The sequence below is a fragment of the Streptococcus sp. LMAG:39 genome, assembly GCF_008680485.1.
GTDB lineage: Bacteria > Bacillota > Bacilli > Lactobacillales > Streptococcaceae > Streptococcus > Streptococcus pasteurianus.
The window spans coordinates 1128560-1147470 of record NZ_NALE01000001.1; the positions used below are offsets into that span (position 1 = coordinate 1128560).

Here is an 18911-nt window from a genome sequence, read left to right on the forward strand (position 1 = left end):
CCTGTCTTACTAAAGCTATGACATTAAAATCTTTAAAACCAAACATTAATACTCTTTACTACTTAGCAGCATTTGCTCTGCCATTTCTTATCTTATTTTTCGCCTTATTGTCTGAAGATATTTCATTCAATAGTGACACGACTATTTTAGCTAGTGACGGTTTCCACCAGTATGTCATTTTTGCTGAAAATCTACGAAATATTTTACACGGTTCAGATAGTATTTTTTACACCTTTACGAGTGGTTTGGGGCTAAACTTCTATGCTCTTATTAGTTACTATCTAGGAAGCTTCTTCTCACCTTTCGTTTATTTCTTCAGTCTAAAGAGCATGCCTGATGCTATTTATATCTTTACATTACTGAAAGTTGCTTGTATGGGGGTAAGTTGTTTTTATAGTCTCAGACAACTCTACCCTAAAGTGCTGAAACCTTTCAGCATCATCTTATCGACTTCTTATGCATTGATGAGTTTTGCCATCAGCCAAATTGAAATTAATATGTGGCTTGATGTATTCATTCTTTTGCCTTTAATCATTTTAGGAATTAATCGCTTATTAGGTCAGCAAAAATTCATCCTTTATTACCTAAGTTTAACGATTCTCTTTATCCAAAACTATTATTTTGGATACATGGTTGTTATCTTTTTAATTCTTTATTTCCTTGTTCAATTAACTAAAGAATTTAAATGGAAAGTCATTCTACGAAAATTTATTGACTTTACAGTTGTGTCAATCTCTGCTGGTCTCTCTAGCTGCATCATGCTGTTACCAACTTACTTAGACCTATCTACACACGGTGAGGAATTTTCTAAGTTTACAGAGTGGTTTACAGATGCGTCATGGTTCTTTGATTTATTTGCTAAGAATTTTGTTGGCTCTTACGACACAACAAAATTTGGTTCTATTCCGATGATTTACGTGGGAATTTTCCCATTAATATTAGCTATTATTTTCTTTACGATTAAATCAATCAGGTGGCAAACTCGTTTAGCTTATGGCATAATGCTTGCTCTCATTGTCGCTAGTTTTTATCTTGAACCATTAGATCTTATCTGGCAAGGTATGCATTCACCAAATATGTTTCTTCACCGCTATTCTTGGACATTCTCTATTCTTATCATCCTATTAGCAGCTGAAACATTATCTCGTTTAAAAGAATTAACACTCAAGCAATATCTTATTGGGATTATTCCCTTGGCTCTTGGATTTATTGTTACAGCGTTGTTCCAAAGTCATTATGACTTTTTAGAACCTTCGCAAGTCATTATCACCTTTGCTTTCTTAGCTGCTTATGCTATTATACTCATCAGTTATGTAAATAAGTATCTATCATTTAAACTCTTTGTCAGCTTTACACTTATCTTTACAATTTTTGAAATATCATTAAATACTTATTATCAAATTGCAGCCCTTGATAGCGAGTGGGTCTTTCCTTCTCGACAAAGCTATAATCGTAACTTGACAGACATTGACAAACTTGTCAACGAAACACAAGAACTGAATACTACTTTCTATCGTACCGAAGAATTGTTACCTCAAACTGGCAATGACAGTATGAAATATAATTACAATGGTATCTCTCAATTTTCATCTATCCGAAACACGACCTCTAGTAGCACATTAGACCGGCTTGGCTTTAAATCAACAGGGACTAATCTCAACCTTCGCTACCAAAATAATACCTTGCTGATGGATAGTTTATTTGCTGTGAAGTATAATCTTTCTGAAACTAGTGTTGATAAATTTGGTTTCAATTATGTTGACGGTTCTGGCAATGTATCACTTTATGAAAATCAATATGCTAGTCAGCTAGCTATTTTAACGAATGGTATTTACAAGGATATTGCCTTTGGTGTCAACACGCTTGACAACCAAACTAATTTTATCAATAACTTGACAGGATTATCTGAGAAATACTTCACACGTTTAGCTTCTCAACTAACCGGTGGTGCTAATTTGCTTAATAACCGAGTCACCACTACAAATGATGGTCAGTTGACAACAAGTGCTACTTATCAAGTCACTGTCACTGCTAATACTCAACTTTATGTAAGTGTCCCTAACATTACTTTCTCTAATGATAATAGTGAATCTGTGCAAATTACAGTTAATGGAAAAACGACAGAATACACAACCGATAATGCTTACAGCTTCTTTGACCTTGGTTACTTTGAAGAAGGACAAACGCTTGACATCACATTTACTTTCCCTGAAAATAGTCAAGTTTCCTTCAATCAACCTAATTTTTATGCTTTAGATTTAACAAGTTATCAAAAAGCTATGGCGATTATTGACAATCCAGACGTTACCGTTACAACTGATAAAAATACCGTTACTGCTACTTATAAAGCAGACGAAGATAGTTCACTATTCTTCACCATTCCATATGATAAAGGATGGACAGTTACACAAAACGGGGAAAAACTTAAGGTTTCAAAAGCGCAAGATGGTTTTATGAAAGTTGATGTAAAAGCTGGTGAAGGTAAAGTAACGTTAACTTACATCCCAAATGGTTTTAAAGAAGGAGCTTATCTATCCATGTTAGGCATCATCCTTTTCCTTGCTTACATGATTGCACGAAGAAAGTATCATTTAAGGATAAAAGCAGGCTAAAACTTAGCCTGCTTTATTTTTAGGTATTAAAAAATTCCTAAGTAACTTAGGAAGGTGTCTTATCACTCCGGCAGTAGGACTCGAACCTACGACATCATGATTAACAGTCATGCGCTACTACCAACTGAGCTATGCCGGATAAAGAAAAAAACTGCTAGGCAGTAGTTTATAGTCCGTACGGGATTCGAACCCGTGTTACCGCCGTGAAAAGGCGGTGTCTTAACCCCTTGACCAACGGACCAGAAGCTTTAAGGATTTCTCCTTAACACTTATACTATTATATCAGATATTTTTTCTTTGTCTATAGTTTTTTTAAATTTTTTACGTTTTTTACAAAAATTATCGGTCCCGCATTGTAAAATGAGGTACAACAAAAAAGACATACATATTCGTCTGATATACTAAAGTCGGTAAACAAAGTATAAAGGAAAAATGAAAATGTCCACTAACTACTCTACTAAAAAACAGCCCTATCACCACCTTTCTGAAGTAGAACGTGGGAAAATGAAAAGCTATCTCTCTCAGAAGGTTAAAACCAGCTGAAATTGCGAGAATTTTGGATAGACATCTCTCCACCATCTCTCGTGAACTCAAACGTTGGACTGTCAAACCGGTCAATGGAAAGAAAATTTACTATGAAGAGTATTTCGCAGAAACCGCTCAAATTCGGTACTCTAAAGGCAGGAAAGGGAGTTATTAGTCTGAAGCTTGAGAAAGTATCAGAAACTTTCTTATTGTCATTTACTAAAACGATGAAGGCTAAATTTAGAATCCATTACTCAATCCATTAATAACAGATTAAGAAGAATACACAACTATCAATCTGCTAAAAAACGATTTGAACTAGCTCAAACAGCATAAGAACTATTAACTTACTCAGATGAATGCTTTGTTGCACTTAACTTGACAAGTGGGAGAAAAATGATTAGTCAAAATTCACAATATTTCTCACTTACTTTCTAATCATGATTTATTTTTATGAATTGATTTTTAGTTGACAGCATAGTCAATATTTTGATAAAATGATTAAGTTGGTATGGTCTCATAGCTCAGCTGGATAGAGCATTCGCCTTCTAAGCGAACGGTCGCAGGTTCGAATCCTGCTGGGATCAAATCTCAAGTCGGCTCAAAGCCGACTTTTTTATTTTTGACAAATGTTTCACATGAAACAAAGTAGCCAAAAAAGAATAGTAGGAAGAAATGACAAATTAACTTCCTTACTATTCTTTTATTACTTCACTACAAGAATTACTTGTGATAAGGGCTTCCTTGTTGAATCATAAAAGCACGATAAATTTGTTCTGATAGAACTAAACGCATTAATTGATGAGGTAAGGTTAATAAACCAAAACTCAATCGCAAATTGGCACGTTTTTTGACTTTATCCGCTAAACCAAGACTTCCTCCAATCACAAAAACAATATCAGAATAGCCTCTTAATGTCGCATCAGCAATGACTTTACTAAAAGCTGCAGAAGATAGTTGTTTTCCCTCGATGGCTAGGACAATAACATAATCACGCTCTGAAATCTTTGCTAAGATGCGTTCTCCCTCTTTTTCCATAATTTGCTGATTTTGTGCAGCGCTAGCATTATCTGGTGTTTTTTCGTCTGCTAACTCGACAATTTCAAATTTTGCAAAACGACTCATGCGTTTACCATATTCGGCAATACCATCTTTTAAATATTTTTCTTTTAATTTTCCAATAGCGATAATTTTTACTTTCATAGCTCCATTTTACCACATATTCACAAGCTTTTCACACATTATCCACATGTTCATAAATCATCAATATGGATTTTAGTAGCTTTGAATCAAGATTTTTTCACATTTTCAAAAAGTTTTCCACAGGTTGTGGATTACTTTTCTTTTTTTTACTTTTAAGGTATAATTAAGTCAATTTTTATATGCTATCCAAGAAAAATGGGAGGTAGAGACGTGAAAAAAATAAAATTACCAAAATTACCAAAGTTACCAAAATTTAATTACAAAAATTGGTTAAAACCATTGGGTGTCATTTTAGTCGGCTTTATAGCTGGTATCGCAGGTACAATACTCGTCCTAAACATGGCAGGTATTTCAATCACTAACGTCAGTGGTTCAAGTACAAAAACAACAACAAGTAGCGTAAGCTATTCTAACTCTAACGATACAACAAAAGCTGTGGAAAAAGTTCAAGACGCGGTTGTATCTGTTATTAACTACAAATCAGACTCGTCATCTTCTGCAAGTGACCTCTACAATCAAATGTTTGGCAATGACTCAGACAGTAGTAGCAATTCAAGCTCTACAGATGATTTGACTGTTTACAGTGAGGGGTCTGGGGTTATTTACAAAAAAGATGGTGATTCTGCCTATGTCGTCACTAACAATCACGTTATTGATGGTGCCGAACAAATTGAAATTATGCTTGCTAATGGAACAAAAGTTGTTGGTGAGCTAGTCGGAGCAGATACTTATTCAGATATTGCTGTTGTTAAAATTTCTTCTGACAATGTATCTACAGTTGCTGAATTTGCCGATTCTGATAAATTGACTGTCGGTGAAACTGCTATCGCTATTGGTAGCCCACTTGGTACTGAATATGCTAACTCTGTAACACAAGGTATTGTCTCAAGTCTTAGCCGTACAGTAACCATGACAAATGATGATGGTGAAACTATCTCAACAAATGCTATCCAAACAGATGCAGCAATTAACCCAGGTAACTCTGGTGGTGCTTTAATTAACATTGAAGGACAAGTTATCGGTATCAATTCAAGTAAGATTTCATCTACATCAAGTTCTGGTGAATCTGTCGAAGGTATGGGATTTGCCATTCCATCTAACGATGTTGTATCCATTATTAACCAATTGGAAGAAAATGGGCAAGTTATCCGCCCAGCACTTGGTATTTCAATGATAAACTTGAGCGACCTTTCAACTAATGCAATTGCTCAACTTAACATTCCAACAAGTGTAACAAGTGGTGTCGTTGTTGCTGCTGTTCAATCTGGTATGCCTGCTGAAGGTAATCTCGAACAGTACGATGTCATCACAGCTATTGACGACAAAGAAGTAACAGCTACTTCAGATCTTCAAAGTATTCTTTATACTCATTCTGTTGGTGACTCTGTCAAAGTAACCTTCTACCGTGGAACTGATAAGAAAACAGCTACAATTGAATTAACTAAGACAACGCAAGATTTATCTTCCTCAAACTAATAACTAATAAAAATGAAGCTGAGCATTCCTCAGCCTCATTTTTTAAGGATAAAAGACCTATGCCTGAAACACTCACATTAATCAAAATTGAAAATATCTCACCTAATCCCTACCAACCCCGTTTAGAATTTAAACAAGAAGAGCTGGAAGAATTAGCACGTTCTATTAAAGCTAATGGGCTTATTCAGCCGATTATCGTCCGAGAATCAACTGTCTTTGGTTATGAGCTTATTGCTGGTGAAAGACGTCTAAGAGCCTCAAAAATAGCAGGTTTAACCGAAATTCCTGCCATCATAAAAAATATCTCCAATCAGGAGAGCATGCAGCTGGCTATCGTCGAAAATCTGCAACGTTCTGATTTAAATCCAATCGAAGAAGCAAAAGCTTACCAGCAACTTCTGGAAAAAAATCAAATGACTCATGAAGAATTAGCACAGTTTATGGGAAAATCTCGCCCTTACATTACCAATTGCCTCAGATTACTTAATCTTCCTAGAAGTCTCTCTGATGCCGTTGAAAAAGGTGACCTGTCTCAAGGGCACGCGCGTGTCCTTTTAACCCTTAAAAACGCGGGAGAACAAGAAAAGTGGTATCAAAAAATTCTAACAGAAGACCTTAGTGTTAGAAAACTTGAACGTTTACTAAAACCTGCTAAACAGAAAAAAAATCGTTCTAAAAAGAAAGATATTTTTATTAGAAATCAAGAAGAAGAATTGACTAAACAGTTAGGACTTCCTGTTAAAATTACTATCTCTAAAACCGGCACAAAAGGAGATGTGAGTTTATATTTTCAGTCTGAAGAAGACTTAAACAGAATTATCAACAAGCTAAAATAACTTGTTGATTTCTTTTTTTATTTTTCACAGTTTTCCACAGCAACTACAGTTGAGTATCCCCAGTTTTATCACTCTTTCTTTGTTTTCCACAACCTGTGGAAAACTTTCGTGAACAGTGTGGATTTTTTATTTCCACCATTGTGGAAAACTTTTATTTTTTATGTTAGAATGAGTATTGAATTATCCACAAAAAGGAAACTACTATGACTGAAAATGAACAAATCTTTTGGAGTAGGGTTCTGGAATTAGCAAAAAGCCAACTAAAACAAGCAACGTATGAATTTTTTGTTTTAGATGCTCGTTTGATTCAAATTGAGCAAAATATGGCTACCATTTATTTAGACCCTATGAAAGAGTTGTTTTGGGATAAAAATCTTAAACCAATTATTTTGACGGCTGGTTTTGAGGTTTATAATGCTGAAATTGTTGTCAACTATGTCTTTGAAGAAGATTTAGCCAATCAAACAGAAGTAATGACCACTTCACAAGCTGTTCCAACAACTCAAAAAAACACTTTGCCCCTAGTTGATTCTGATTTAAATACCAAATATACCTTTGATAACTTCGTACAAGGTGATGAAAACCGTTGGGCATTTTCTGCGTCTTACGCCGTTGCAGACGCTCCAGGAACAACTTACAATCCTCTTTTTATTTGGGGAGGACCTGGGTTGGGAAAAACTCACTTGCTCAATGCCATTGGTAATGCGGTTTTGCAAAATAATCCCAATGCACGTGTAAAGTATATTACTGCTGAAAATTTCATCAATGAATTTGTTATTCATATCCGTTTGGACACAATGGAAGAGTTAAAGGAAAAATTCCGCAATCTTGATGTTTTACTAATTGATGATATTCAATCCCTAGCTAAGAAAACATTGTCTGGGACACAGGAAGAATTTTTCAATACTTTCAATGCTCTTTATGATAATAACAAGCAAATTGTACTGACAAGTGACCGTACACCTGACCATCTGGACAACCTGGAACAACGTCTGGTCACGCGCTTCAAATGGGGCTTAACAATTAATATCACTCCCCCTGATTTTGAAACACGTGTTGCCATTTTAACGAATAAAACGCAAGAATATAATTATATTTTTCCGCAAGATACCATTGAGTATTTAGCAGGACAATTTGATTCCAACGTTCGTGACCTTGAGGGAGCTTTAAAAGATATTAGCCTAGTTGCTAGCATTAAAAAGATTGAAACCATTACAGTTGATGTCGCAGCAGAAGCGATTCGCGCTCGTAAGCAAGACGATCCAAAAATGACAGTCATCCCAATTGATGAAATCCAAAGCCAAGTTGGAAAATTCTATGGCGTTACTGTTAAAGAAATCAAGGCAACTAAACGGACACAAGATATTGTTTTAGCGCGCCAAGTAGCTATGTATCTCGCACGTGAAATGACTGATAACTCACTTCCAAAAATCGGAAAAGAATTTGGCGGTCGCGACCATTCAACAGTCTTACATGCCTATAATAAAATCAAAAATATGTTAGCTCAAGATGACAGTTTACGTATTGAAATTGAAACCATAAAAAATAAGATAAAATAGGTTTTGTGGATAACCAATAAAATCCACAGCAACTTATCCACAGGTTGTTAACAACTCTTTTCGCGCGATGCCCGTGCGATTTCAGGACTTATCAACAGTATAAACAAGACCTACTACTACTACTAATTTAATACTTAATAACTAAAGGAGTTTTCCTATGATTAAATTCTCAATTAATAAATCTTTCTTTCTTCAAGCATTGAATGCAACCAAGAGAGCTATTTCGACTAAAAATGCGATTCCTGTTTTATCAACAATTAAAATTGAAGTTCAAAATAGTAACATTACATTAACTGGTTCTAACGGACAAATTTCAATCGAAAATACTATTCCAACTTCTAATGAAAATGCAGGTTTGCTGATTACTTCAACTGGTGCTGTACTATTAGAAGCAAACTTCTTTATTAATATCGTTTCAAGTCTTCCAGATGTAACATTGGATTTTGAAGAAATTGAACACCATCAAATTGTTCTAACAAGTGGTAAATCAGAAATTACCTTAAAAGGAAAAGATGTTGATCTTTACCCTCGTCTTCAAGAAATGGCTACTGAAAATCCTTTAGTTTTGGAAACAAAACTATTGAAATCTATCATTGCTGAAACAGCCTTTGCAGCAAGTCTTCAAGAAAGCCGTCCAATCTTGACTGGTGTTCACATGGTTCTTAGTGACCACAAAGACTTTAAAGCAGTCGCAACTGATTCTCACCGTATGAGCCAACGTAAATTAACTTTGGAAAATACTTCAAATGATTTCAACGTTGTTATTCCAAGTAAATCTTTACGTGAATTTGCAGCTGTATTTACAGATGATATTGAAACGGTAGAAGTTTTCTTCTCTGATAGCCAAATGCTCTTTAGAAGTGACTACATTAGCTTCTATACACGACTTTTAGAAGGAAATTATCCAGATACTGACCGCTTGTTGACAAATGCTTTTGAAACAGAAGTGACATTTAATACCAATGCACTTCGTTCAGCAATGGAACGTGCTCACTTGATTTCAAATGCAACACAAAATGGTACTGTTAAACTTGAAATTGCTAATAATAGCGTTTCTGCTCACGTTAACTCACCTGAGGTCGGTAAAGTTAACGAAGAATTGGATACTATTGACCAATCAGGCAATGATTTGACAATCAGCTTTAACCCAACTTATCTGATTGAAGCTCTTAAAGCCTTGAAGAGTGAAACAGTTGTTATTCGCTTTATTTCACCAGTGCGTCCATTTACTTTAATGCCAGGTGATGATGCTGAGAACTTTATTCAATTAATCACTCCAGTTCGTACAAACTAAAAATCTTTAAGAAAAATTTAAGGAAGAATTTATACACTATAAACATCCTAAAACTTTTCTTTTTCATAATCTCCAGCGAGAACACTGTTTATGCGGTGTTCTCGCTTTTTATGGTATAATATCTATTAATATGACGCTTTATATTATTGCTAATCCCCATGCAGGAAATCATGGGGCAAAACAAGTTATCAGTGATATTGAAAAACATCATACATCAGATATTTGCACTTTATTAACACGCTATAAAAACGATGAATTACATCAAGTTGAGAAACTGCTAAAAACATTTGACCCAGAAAAAGATAAGCTTCTGATTGTCGGAGGCGATGGGACATTATCAAAAGTTCTCTATCATTTGCCAGCAAATCTTCCATTTGCCTATTATCCTGTCGGGTCTGGTAATGATTTTGCGCGTGCTCTTGGTATAGTACCGAACTTAGATACATTATTAGTCTCGTTAACAAATCAACCTAAAGGAATTACGGTTTACAGTTATCAAGAATGTTTAGTATTAAATAGCTTAGATTTAGGATTTGCAGCATGGGTTGTTAATCAAGCTACTAATTCAACGTTAAAAACTGTGCTTAATAAATGCCACCTTGGGAAATTGACTTATGTTGCAATCGCTATTCAATTTTTATTAAAAAATCCCCTCCAAGCTTCTGTGAGTTTGGAAAGTTCGGAAGGAGATAACTTAATATTAAATGATCATTTCTTTTTTTCACTAGCTAATAATACTTATTTTGGTGGGGGTATCATGATTTGGCCAACAGCGACTGTTCATTCTGAGAATTTGGAGTGTGTTTATGCCAAAGGAGAAACTTTTTTCCAACGATTAACGGTACTGTTGTCTTTGGTTCTTAAAAGACATGAGAAATCGTCTTACTTAAATCATTGTTCGTTAAAACAGGTTACGGTTAATTTTCCAAAAGAGAGTTTAATTGAAATTGATGGTGAAATTGTATCATTGAATGAAATTACTTTATCATCACAAAAACGCTATATTTATTTGTAAAAGGAGAAACGATGTACGAACTTGGAAGTCACGTTGAAATGAAAAAGCCCCATGCTTGTAGGATAAAAGCTACTGGAAAAAAAGCCAATGAATGGGAAGTCATTCGAATTGGGGCTGATATTAAAATTCGTTGCACAAACTGCGACCATATCGTCATGATGAGCCGCCACGACTTTGAACGCAAATTAAAGAAAGTTTTGTCGTAAACTAAAAATAATCAATAATCATACTTAACTCAATTTTTATGGCTAATAGCGCTTGCTATATAGTAGAAATGCTTGTTTAATGCTGAGTTTTTCTGCTATAATAGGTATGATTGAATAATTTAAACGGAGACTTATAAAATATGGCTTTAACAGCAGGTATTGTTGGTTTACCAAATGTTGGAAAATCAACTCTTTTTAATGCGATTACAAAGGCAGGTGCGGAAGCTGCTAACTATCCTTTCGCGACAATCGACCCTAACGTTGGTATGGTAGAAGTGCCAGATGAACGTTTACAAAAATTGACTGAACTTATCACACCTAAAAAAACAGTTCCAACAACCTTTGAATTTACTGATATTGCGGGTATCGTAAAAGGTGCTTCACGTGGTGAAGGTCTTGGTAATAAATTCCTTGCTAACATTCGTGAAGTAGATGCTATCGTTCATGTTGTTCGTGCTTTTGATGATGAAAATGTTATGCGTGAGCAAGGACGTGAGGATGCTTTTGTTGACCCACTTGCAGATATTGACACAATTAACTTAGAATTGATTCTTGCTGACTTGGAATCTGTTAATAAACGTTATGCGCGTGTAGAAAAAGTGGCACGTACTCAAAAAGATAAAGATTCTATCGCAGAATTTAGCGTTCTTCAAAAAATTAAACCAGTCCTTGAAGATGGAAAATCAGCGCGTACGATTGACTTTACAGAAGAAGAACAAAAAATTGTTAAACAATTGTTCCTTTTGACAACAAAACCAGTACTTTACGTTGCAAACGTTGATGAAGATAAAGTAGCTAATCCAGACGATATCGAATACGTAAAACAAATTCGTGAATTTGCTGCAACTGAAAATGCAGAAGTTGTTGTTATCTCAGCGCGTGCCGAAGAAGAAATCTCTGAACTTGATGATGAAGATAAAGCATTATTCCTTGAAGACCTTGGTTTAACAGAATCTGGTGTTGATAAATTGACACGTGCAGCTTATCACTTGCTCGGTCTTGGCACTTACTTTACAGCAGGTGAAAAAGAAGTTCGTGCATGGACATTTAAACGCGGTATCAAGGCTCCTCAAGCAGCTGGTATCATTCACTCTGACTTTGAACGTGGGTTTATCCGTGCGATTACAATGTCTTACGATGACTTAATCAATTATGGTTCTGAAAAAGCTGTCAAAGAAGCAGGTCGTCTTCGTGAAGAAGGGAAAGATTATGTGGTTCAAGATGGTGATATCATGGAATTCCGCTTTAACGTATAAGCAAAATTAATTAAATATTGCCGAGGTTGGAAAAAAGTTTTTCCAGCCCTTTTGGCATTTATTGGAAAGGAAAATTAATGGTAAAAATGATTGTTGGTCTGGGAAATCCAGGCAGTAAATATCACGAAACAAGGCATAATATTGGTTTTATGGCAATTGATCGCCTTGCTAAGGTTTTCAATGTCACATTTTCAGAGGAAAAGAATTTTAAAGCAGAAGTTGGTTCTTGTTTTGTCAACGGAGAAAAAGTTTATCTAGTCAAACCAACCACTTTTATGAACAATTCAGGTATCGCTATTCATGCTTTGTTGACGTATTATAATATTGATATTAAAGATTTCTTGGTGATTTACGATGATTTAGATATGGAAGTGGGTCGTATTCGCCTACGTCAAAAAGGCTCTGCTGGTGGGCATAATGGCATAAAATCTATCATTGCACACACTGGAACGCAGGCATTTGACCGTATTAAAGTTGGTATTGGACGTCCGAAGCAAGGCCGTTCGGTAGTTGACCATGTTCTTGGAAAATTTGACCAAGATGATTATATTACAGTTACTAATACACTTGAAAAGGTTAATGAAGCTGTTCAATTTTATTTACAGGAAGCAGATTTTGTAAAAACCATGCAAAAATTTAATGGGTAAGTCTATGAATATTATTGATTTATTTAGCCAAAATAAGATTATTCAAACATGGCATAGCGGCGTGGCTAATCTTGGTAGGCAACTGATTATGGGCTTATCAGGTTCTAGTAGAGCTCTTGCCATTGCTTCTGCTTATCAGGCTAATGAGGAAAAAATAGTTGTCATCACCTCAACACAAAATGAAGTTGAAAAATTGGCTAGTGATTTATCTAGCTTGATTGGTGAGGACAAGGTTTATACTTTTTTTGCGGATGATGTTGCGGCGGCAGAGTTTATTTTTGCCTCGATGGATAAGGCACACTCACGCCTAGAAGCTTTAAATTTTTTACAAGATAATAAGCAATCTGGTATCTTAATTACAAGTTTAGTGGGAGCCCGTGTTTTACTACCAAATCCAGAAATTTATGCTGAAAGTCAGCTAAATTTTGTTGTCGGTGAGGATTACAACCTTGACAAGGTTGTAAAGGTACTGTCAAATGTCGGTTACCAAAAAGTATCACAGGTTCTTAATCCAGGCGAATTTAGTCGGCGTGGTGATATCGTTGATATTTATGAGATGACAGCTGACTATCCTTATCGTTTAGAGTTCTTTGGTGATGAAGTTGATGGCATTCGTCAGTTTGATGCAGAAACACAAAAATCACTTAGTAATATTGAGCAGGTAACCATTTCCCCAGCTGATGAGCTCATTTTATCGGAAGAAGATTTTGCTAGAGCTAGTAAGGCATTTGAGACGTTTTTAGAGACTGCTAAAGATGAACAGCAGGCTTATTTAAGTGAGCTTTATGCTGCAACTCAGGAACAGTATAAGCATCAAGACATTAGACGTTTCTTATCACTCTTTTATGCAAAAGAGTGGACGTTACTTGATTACATTCCTAAGGGAACACCAGTCTTTTTTGATGATTTTCAAAAGCTAGTTGACCGCAATGCTAAGTTTGATTTGGAAGTTGCAAACTTATTGACAGAAGATTTACAACGTGGTAAAGCAGTGTCAAGCTTGGTTTACTTTGCTGATATTTATAAAGACTTACGTCAATATCAGCCAGCAACGTTCTTTTCTAATTTTCATAAAGGATTGGGTAATCTTAAATTTGATAAACTTCATAATTTTACACAATATCCAATGCAAGAATTTTTCAATCAATTTCCGTTATTGATTGATGAAGTTAATCGTTATCAAAAATCTAAAGCGACCGTTTTAATTCAAGCAGATTCGCAGCATGGCTTAGAACGTTTACAGGAGAATTTACATGAATATGGTTTGGAATTACCTGTGGTTGCTGCAGATGATTTACAAGCACAACAAGCTCAGCTAGTTGTTGGAAATTTATCAAATGGCTTTTATTTTGCTGATGAGAAAATTGTTCTCATTACCGAGCATGAAATTTATCATAAGAAAATTAAGCGCCGTATTCGTCGTTCAAATATTAGCAATGCCGAACGTTTGAAAGACTACAATGAATTGTCAAAAGGTGATTATGTGGTTCACCATGTTCATGGTATTGGTAAATTTTTAGGAATTGAAACAATTGAAATCCATGGTGTGCACCGCGATTATTTGACCATTCAATATCAAGGTTCTTCAACAATTTCATTGCCAGTAGAGCAAATTGAAAGTTTATCAAAATACGTTTCTGCAGATGGCAAGGAACCTAAAATCAATAAATTAAATGATGGTCGTTTCCAAAAGACCAAACAAAAGGTTTCTAAGCAAGTTGAGGACATTGCGGATGATTTGTTGAAATTGTATGCGGAACGTAGTCAGCTAAAAGGTTTTGCTTTTTCACCAGACGATGATTTGCAGCGGGAATTTGACGAAGATTTTGCTTTTGTAGAAACAGAGGACCAACTTCGCTCTATCAAGGAAATTAAGAACGACATGGAAGAAGATAAGCCAATGGATCGCTTATTGGTTGGGGATGTTGGCTTTGGTAAAACAGAAGTTGCGATGCGCGCCGCTTTTAAAGCTGTTAAAGACCATAAACAAGTAGCTGTCTTAGTGCCAACAACTGTTCTTGCTCAACAACACTACACAAATTTCTCGGAGCGTTTTGAAAATTATCCTGTTACAGTTGATGTGCTTAGTCGTTTTCGTAGCAAAAAAGAACAAAATGACACCCTAGACAAGTTGAAAAAAGGTCAAGTTGATATCATTATTGGTACTCATCGTCTGCTATCTAAAGATGTTGATTTTGCTGATTTAGGTTTGATTATTATTGATGAGGAGCAACGTTTTGGCGTTAAGCACAAAGAAAAATTAAAAGAGCTTAAGACTAAAGTTGATGTATTGACCTTGACAGCGACTCCAATTCCACGAACCCTTCACATGTCAATGTTGGGAATTCGCGACCTGTCAGTTATTGAAACGCCACCGACTAACCGTTACCCTGTTCAAACTTACGTTTTGGAAACTAATCCTGGTCTGATTCGTGAGGCTATCATTCGTGAAATTGACCGTGGCGGACAAGTTTTCTATGTTTACAATAGGGTGGACACCATTGACCAAAAAGTGTCAGAATTGCAAGAGTTGGTTCCTGAAGCAAGTATTGGTTTTGTTCATGGTCAGATGAGTGAAATTCAACTTGAAAATACGCTCATGGACTTTATTGACGGTGTTTACGATGTTCTGGTTGCGACAACTATCATTGAAACAGGTGTTGATATTTCTAATGTTAATACTTTATTTATCGAAAATGCAGACCACATGGGCTTGTCAACTTTGTATCAACTTCGTGGACGTGTTGGGCGTTCTAATCGAATTGCTTACGCCTACCTCATGTACCACCCAGACAAGATTTTGACAGAGGTCTCTGAAAAACGTTTAGATGCCATTAAAGGCTTTACAGAATTAGGTTCTGGTTTCAAAATTGCCATGCGTGATTTATCCATTCGTGGTGCAGGAAATATTCTTGGCGCCTCACAAAGTGGTTTTATTGACTCTGTTGGTTTTGAAATGTATTCACAGTTACTAGAAGAGGCTATCGCTAAGAAACAAGGCAAATCTCAAGCGCGCCGTAAGAGCAATGCGGAGATGAATTTACAAATCGATGCCTATTTACCAAGCGAATATATTGACGATGAACGTCAAAAAATTGAAATTTATAAACGTATTCGTGAAATTGAAAGCCAGAAAGATTATCAAAGTTTACAAGATGAGTTAATTGACCGTTTTGGCGAATACCCTGACCAAGTCGCCTACTTACTTGAAATTGGCTTGGGTAAAGCTTATATGGACAATGCTTTCACAGAACTTGTGGAACGTAAAGATAACAATCTATTAGTACGTTTTGAAAAAGCTTCGCTGCAACATTACTTGACACAAGATTATTTTGAAGCTCTTTCAAAAACAAACTTGAAAGCCCGTATTGGCGAAAATCAAGGTAAAATTGAAATTACTTTTAATATCCGTGATAAAAAAGATTATGAGATTTTAGAAGAACTTCAGAATTTCGGTAAAATGCTAGCTGAAATCAAATCCAGAAAAATTGAAAAGGACTAGTTGTCAAAGCCTTTTGTCAGTAGAAAGCTAGTATATCAAAGAGATTTTATGGTAAACTTTTTGATAAAGTCTAGACTGGAATTATCAAGGAGGTCAAAATGGAACTTGAATACAGAGAAGTATATCACTCATAGCTTTTCGGATAAGTTGGACTAACCAAATTAATTGTCTCGACCGTCGATTAAATCGACTTCTCTCAAGTAATTGACCACACGGAAAGAGGCGACAAATTTTGTAGAAATGTCTTTGCGAAGTGATTCCTAATTCAGCCTGCAATAAGAGCAAAACTAAGAGTGATGTATCTGAAACTTTGACTAATCCAACGTTACGCCGATGTTTAAAGGAATCTGGGCAATACTTTTGATAAAAATGGTGGCAAATTTGTGATAATTGGCGTACATTCCATTGCAAATGATGAGATTTAGCTGTATACTGTAAGTGGCTCATTTGGACTAACCTCCTGTATGTTTCGTCACTTACAGTATAGTCCATTTGGGCTTTTTATTGTATGTTGAAATGAACTAGCACCACGGATATTTATTATCTTTTTTGCTGGTACAGTTATTTCTGCCCTGATTTTTCATTATTAAATTATTTTAAGCCATTTCATAATTTACATAGGAGGGTATTAGCTCTCTTTTATTACATTATCTTAACAAACGCGTTTAAGTCGGCTATTTTCCTAAAAAAATGATAAAATAGAAAAGATTGCGAGGTGACATATTATGAGACTCGATAAATATTTAAAAGTATCCCGTATTATAAAACGTCGTCCAGTAGCTAAAGAAGTTGCAGATAAAGGACGCATCAAAGTCAATGGTATCTTAGCCAAATCATCAACTGATTTAAAAATTAACGACGAAATTGAAATTCGTTTTGGAAATAAATTGCTAACAGTACGTGTTCTAGAAATGAAAGATAGCACGAAAAAAGAAGATGCAACCAGAATGTATGAAATCATTAACGAAACAAGGATAGAAGCGGATGGAGAAGCCTAATATCGTTCAATTGAACAATCAATATATCAATGATGAAAACACCAAAAAGCGTTATGTCGAAGAAGAAAACCGCAAACGTAATCGTTTTATGGGTTGGATTTTGATTGTTGTCATGTTACTGTTTATTTTACCAACTTATAACCTTGTTAAAAGTTACCAAACTTTACAAGAGCGTAAAGAGCAAGTTGTTTCACTGCAAAAAAGTTATGATAAATTAGTCGTTGAAACAGACGCAGAAAAGCTACTAGCTGACCGTCTAAAAGATGATACTTATGTTGAAAAATATGCTCGCGCTAAATATTACTTATCACGTTCTGGTGAAACAATCTATCCGTTGCCAAACTTATTACCAAAATAATATGGAAAATTTAATCGAAACCATTGAAAAATTTCTGGCTTATTCCGATGAAAAATTGGAAGAATTAGCCAAAGAAAATCAAAAAATCAGAGAAGAAAATTATCAATCAACTAAAAACTAACGAAAGGAGAAGCCAATGAAAAAACTATTTGCAGTAATGCTGATACCATTTTTCTTGACTTCTCTTTCTGTCGTTAGCACCGAAAAAACGATTGCCTTAACAAATGAAGAAAAGTATCAACTGACATCAAATGTAGTAGTGGAAACAACTTATTTTGATAGTATTCCGACCAATCCTATTTTGGCTCAAGACAGCAACACCTACAAAGACGCTGCTTTAACGACAGTATCTGATACTTTATCAGCTGGTGATACGTTATCAATTGTTGATTTAACCATTAATGATAGTGCCATTCCAGTTTTTGAATTATCGGATGGTAGTTATATTGAAGCCAGTCGTCAATTCATTTATGATGATGTTGTGATTAGCCAAGAAAATATTTCAAAAGAATATTGGCTAGAAGATGATTTTAAAGTTTATCAAGCACCTTATGTCACGGGAACCAAAGAAGTAAAAACTGATTTGACTTCGTATTCAGAAGTGACAGTGACTCAAAAAGCAACAACTTACCACGGAACATACTATAAAGTAGATGGTAAAGGCTGGATTAGCGAAGATGATTTGTCAGCTACTGATAACCGTATGGAAAAAGTTCAGCAAGTTCTTAATCAAAAATATAATAAGAGTAATTATTCTATTTACGTTAAGCAGCTATCAACGCAAACAACCGCTGGGATTAACGCTGATACTGTTATGTATTCAGCAAGCATTGCTAAATTGGCTACACTTTATTATGTTGAGGGAAAACTTCAAGATGGTACAATTTCAGCAAATGATACTTTAAAATATGTTGATGCTGTCAATAGTTTTGCTAAAGCCTATGACCCAAGTGGTAGTGGTAAAATTAGCAAAACCGCTGATAATAAAGAATATGCTATTGACGATTTGTTAAAAGCTGTCGCTCAAAATTCTGATAATGTGGCAACTAATATTTTAGGTTATTATGTTGCTAATCAATATGATGATGACTTTAATTCAGAAATTAGTGCGATAGCAGGAACAGATATTGATATGAAAGCACGTAATATGTCATCTAAGACAGCAGCTAACTTAATGGAAGCTATTTACAATCAAGATGGTGACATTATTTCTTATCTATCATCAACTGCTTTTGATACAACACGTATTTCAAGAGATATTGACGTTCAAGTAGCTCATAAAATAGGTGATGCCTATGATTACAAACATGACGTTGCCATTATTTATGCTGATGAACCTTTCATCTTGTCAATTTTTACCAACAACGCTTCTTATGACGATATTTCAAATATCGCTAATGATGTTTACGCCATTTTAAAATAGT

General features: G+C 35.3%; 15 protein-coding genes, 3 tRNA genes and 2 pseudogenes. 16 read left to right on the top strand and 4 right to left on the bottom strand.

The features are described 5' to 3' along the window. The first annotated feature begins 17 nt into the window (after positions 1–17). Positions 18–2612: a YfhO family protein gene (locus CCC20_RS05570; protein ID WP_287179457.1), complete on the top strand. Its 2595-nt coding sequence runs from the start codon at positions 18–20 to the stop codon at positions 2610–2612. A gap of 65 nt (positions 2613–2677) precedes the next feature. Here the strand turns inward: CCC20_RS05570 and CCC20_RS05575 are convergent. Both CCC20_RS05575 and CCC20_RS05580 read right to left on the bottom strand, forming a co-directional pair. Next, positions 2678–2751 (bottom strand) — tRNA-Asn (locus tag CCC20_RS05575). Between the two features lie 30 nt (positions 2752–2781). Further along, positions 2782–2853: transfer RNA gene (locus tag CCC20_RS05580), tRNA-Glu, on the bottom strand. Between the two features lie 197 nt (positions 2854–3050). Here CCC20_RS05580 and CCC20_RS11475 point away from each other — a divergent pair. Both CCC20_RS11475 and CCC20_RS05590 read left to right on the top strand, forming a co-directional pair. After that, positions 3051–3388: pseudogene (locus tag CCC20_RS11475) on the top strand (helix-turn-helix domain-containing protein); the annotation flags it as partial. Positions 3389–3650: 262 nt separating this feature from the next. After that, a tRNA-Arg gene (locus CCC20_RS05590) sits at positions 3651–3724 on the top strand. A 136-nt stretch (positions 3725–3860) separates the two neighbouring features. Here the strand turns inward: CCC20_RS05590 and rlmH are convergent. Continuing rightward, positions 3861–4340 carry a 23S rRNA (pseudouridine(1915)-N(3))-methyltransferase RlmH gene (gene rlmH, locus CCC20_RS05595; protein WP_003067023.1) on the bottom strand — a complete coding sequence of 160 codons (480 nt, stop codon included), beginning with the start codon at positions 4338–4340 and terminating at the stop codon, positions 3861–3863. A gap of 210 nt (positions 4341–4550) precedes the next feature. Here rlmH and CCC20_RS05600 point away from each other — a divergent pair, with 210 nt between their 5' ends. The 9 genes from CCC20_RS05600 (at position 4551) to mfd (ending at position 16131) form a co-directional block, all read left to right on the top strand. After that, positions 4551–5816: a S1C family serine protease gene (locus tag CCC20_RS05600; protein ID WP_058692592.1), complete on the top strand. Its 1266-nt coding sequence runs from the start codon at positions 4551–4553 to the stop codon at positions 5814–5816. 59 nt (positions 5817–5875) lie between these two features. Next, positions 5876–6652, top strand: coding sequence for a ParB/RepB/Spo0J family partition protein (locus CCC20_RS05605; RefSeq protein WP_058692593.1), 777 nt, complete (start codon positions 5876–5878; stop codon positions 6650–6652). 203 nt (positions 6653–6855) lie between these two features. Next, the gene (dnaA, locus tag CCC20_RS05610) at positions 6856–8211 is read left to right on the top strand and encodes a chromosomal replication initiator protein DnaA (protein WP_058692594.1); all 1356 of its coding nucleotides are present in this window, start codon (positions 6856–6858) and stop codon (positions 8209–8211) included. A gap of 157 nt (positions 8212–8368) precedes the next feature. After that, positions 8369–9505 carry a DNA polymerase III subunit beta gene (dnaN, locus tag CCC20_RS05615; protein ID WP_003067033.1) on the top strand — a complete coding sequence of 379 codons (1137 nt, stop codon included), beginning with the start codon at positions 8369–8371 and terminating at the stop codon, positions 9503–9505. A gap of 130 nt (positions 9506–9635) precedes the next feature. Next, positions 9636–10520 (top strand): diacylglycerol/lipid kinase family protein, encoded by an 885-nt coding sequence (locus tag CCC20_RS05620; RefSeq protein ID WP_003067036.1) that lies wholly within the window; start codon positions 9636–9638, stop codon positions 10518–10520. 11 nt (positions 10521–10531) lie between these two features. Then, positions 10532–10726 carry a DUF951 domain-containing protein gene (locus CCC20_RS05625; RefSeq protein WP_003067038.1) on the top strand — a complete coding sequence of 65 codons (195 nt, stop codon included), beginning with the start codon at positions 10532–10534 and terminating at the stop codon, positions 10724–10726. A 140-nt stretch (positions 10727–10866) separates the two neighbouring features. Next, positions 10867–11982: a redox-regulated ATPase YchF gene (gene ychF, locus CCC20_RS05630; protein ID WP_058692595.1), complete on the top strand. Its 1116-nt coding sequence runs from the start codon at positions 10867–10869 to the stop codon at positions 11980–11982. A 77-nt stretch (positions 11983–12059) separates the two neighbouring features. Continuing rightward, positions 12060–12629, top strand: coding sequence for an aminoacyl-tRNA hydrolase (gene pth / locus CCC20_RS05635; RefSeq protein ID WP_003067049.1), 570 nt, complete (start codon positions 12060–12062; stop codon positions 12627–12629). A 4-nt stretch (positions 12630–12633) separates the two neighbouring features. Then, positions 12634–16131, top strand: coding sequence for a transcription-repair coupling factor (mfd, locus tag CCC20_RS05640; RefSeq protein WP_058692883.1), 3498 nt, complete (start codon positions 12634–12636; stop codon positions 16129–16131). A gap of 126 nt (positions 16132–16257) precedes the next feature. Here the strand turns inward: mfd and CCC20_RS05645 are convergent. Next, positions 16258–16578 (bottom strand): annotated as a pseudogene (locus CCC20_RS05645) (IS982 family transposase); the annotation flags it as partial. A gap of 278 nt (positions 16579–16856) precedes the next feature. On the opposite strand from CCC20_RS05645, the gene CCC20_RS05650 reads away from it, so the two are divergent. Genes CCC20_RS05650 through CCC20_RS05665 form a run of 4 tightly spaced genes read left to right on the top strand, consistent with a single transcriptional unit; the run spans position 16857 to position 18910 of the window. Further along, the gene (locus CCC20_RS05650) at positions 16857–17129 is read left to right on the top strand and encodes an RNA-binding S4 domain-containing protein (protein WP_003067061.1); all 273 of its coding nucleotides are present in this window, start codon (positions 16857–16859) and stop codon (positions 17127–17129) included. Then, positions 17116–17487, top strand: a complete 372-nt coding sequence (locus CCC20_RS05655) for an FtsB family cell division protein (protein WP_009855232.1) — start codon at positions 17116–17118, stop codon at positions 17485–17487. The genes CCC20_RS05650 and CCC20_RS05655 overlap by 14 nt, the downstream gene beginning before the upstream one ends. A 1-nt stretch (position 17488) precedes the next feature. Beyond that, on the top strand, positions 17489–17608 hold the full coding sequence (locus tag CCC20_RS05660; RefSeq protein ID WP_013851384.1) for an SP_0009 family protein: 120 nt from the start codon (positions 17489–17491) through the stop codon (positions 17606–17608). 15 nt (positions 17609–17623) lie between these two features. After that, positions 17624–18910, top strand: coding sequence for a serine hydrolase (locus CCC20_RS05665; protein ID WP_058692596.1), 1287 nt, complete (start codon positions 17624–17626; stop codon positions 18908–18910). The last annotated feature ends 1 nt before the right edge of the window (position 18911 follow it).

Bases quoted from the DNA above. Each gene is read 5' to 3' on its own strand.
- CCC20_RS05650 (WP_003067061.1), top strand. From the start codon at position 16,857: ATGAGACTCGATAAATATTTAAAAGTATCCCGTATTATAAAACGTCGT.
- mfd (WP_058692883.1), top strand. From the start codon at position 12,634: ATGAATATTATTGATTTATTTAGCCAAAATAAGATTATTCAAACATGG.
- CCC20_RS05655 (WP_009855232.1), top strand. From the start codon at position 17,116: ATGGAGAAGCCTAATATCGTTCAATTGAACAATCAATATATCAATGAT.
- pth (WP_003067049.1), top strand. From the start codon at position 12,060: ATGGTAAAAATGATTGTTGGTCTGGGAAATCCAGGCAGTAAATATCAC.
- ychF (WP_058692595.1), top strand. From the start codon at position 10,867: ATGGCTTTAACAGCAGGTATTGTTGGTTTACCAAATGTTGGAAAATCA.
- CCC20_RS05665 (WP_058692596.1), top strand. From the start codon at position 17,624: ATGAAAAAACTATTTGCAGTAATGCTGATACCATTTTTCTTGACTTCT.
- dnaA (WP_058692594.1), top strand. From the start codon at position 6,856: ATGACTGAAAATGAACAAATCTTTTGGAGTAGGGTTCTGGAATTAGCA.
- CCC20_RS05625 (WP_003067038.1), top strand. From the start codon at position 10,532: ATGTACGAACTTGGAAGTCACGTTGAAATGAAAAAGCCCCATGCTTGT.
- rlmH (WP_003067023.1), bottom strand. From the start codon at position 4,340: ATGAAAGTAAAAATTATCGCTATTGGAAAATTAAAAGAAAAATATTTA.
- dnaN (WP_003067033.1), top strand. From the start codon at position 8,369: ATGATTAAATTCTCAATTAATAAATCTTTCTTTCTTCAAGCATTGAAT.
- CCC20_RS05570 (WP_287179457.1), top strand. From the start codon at position 18: ATGACATTAAAATCTTTAAAACCAAACATTAATACTCTTTACTACTTA.
- CCC20_RS05620 (WP_003067036.1), top strand. From the start codon at position 9,636: ATGACGCTTTATATTATTGCTAATCCCCATGCAGGAAATCATGGGGCA.
- CCC20_RS05605 (WP_058692593.1), top strand. From the start codon at position 5,876: ATGCCTGAAACACTCACATTAATCAAAATTGAAAATATCTCACCTAAT.
- CCC20_RS05660 (WP_013851384.1), top strand. From the start codon at position 17,489: ATGGAAAATTTAATCGAAACCATTGAAAAATTTCTGGCTTATTCCGAT.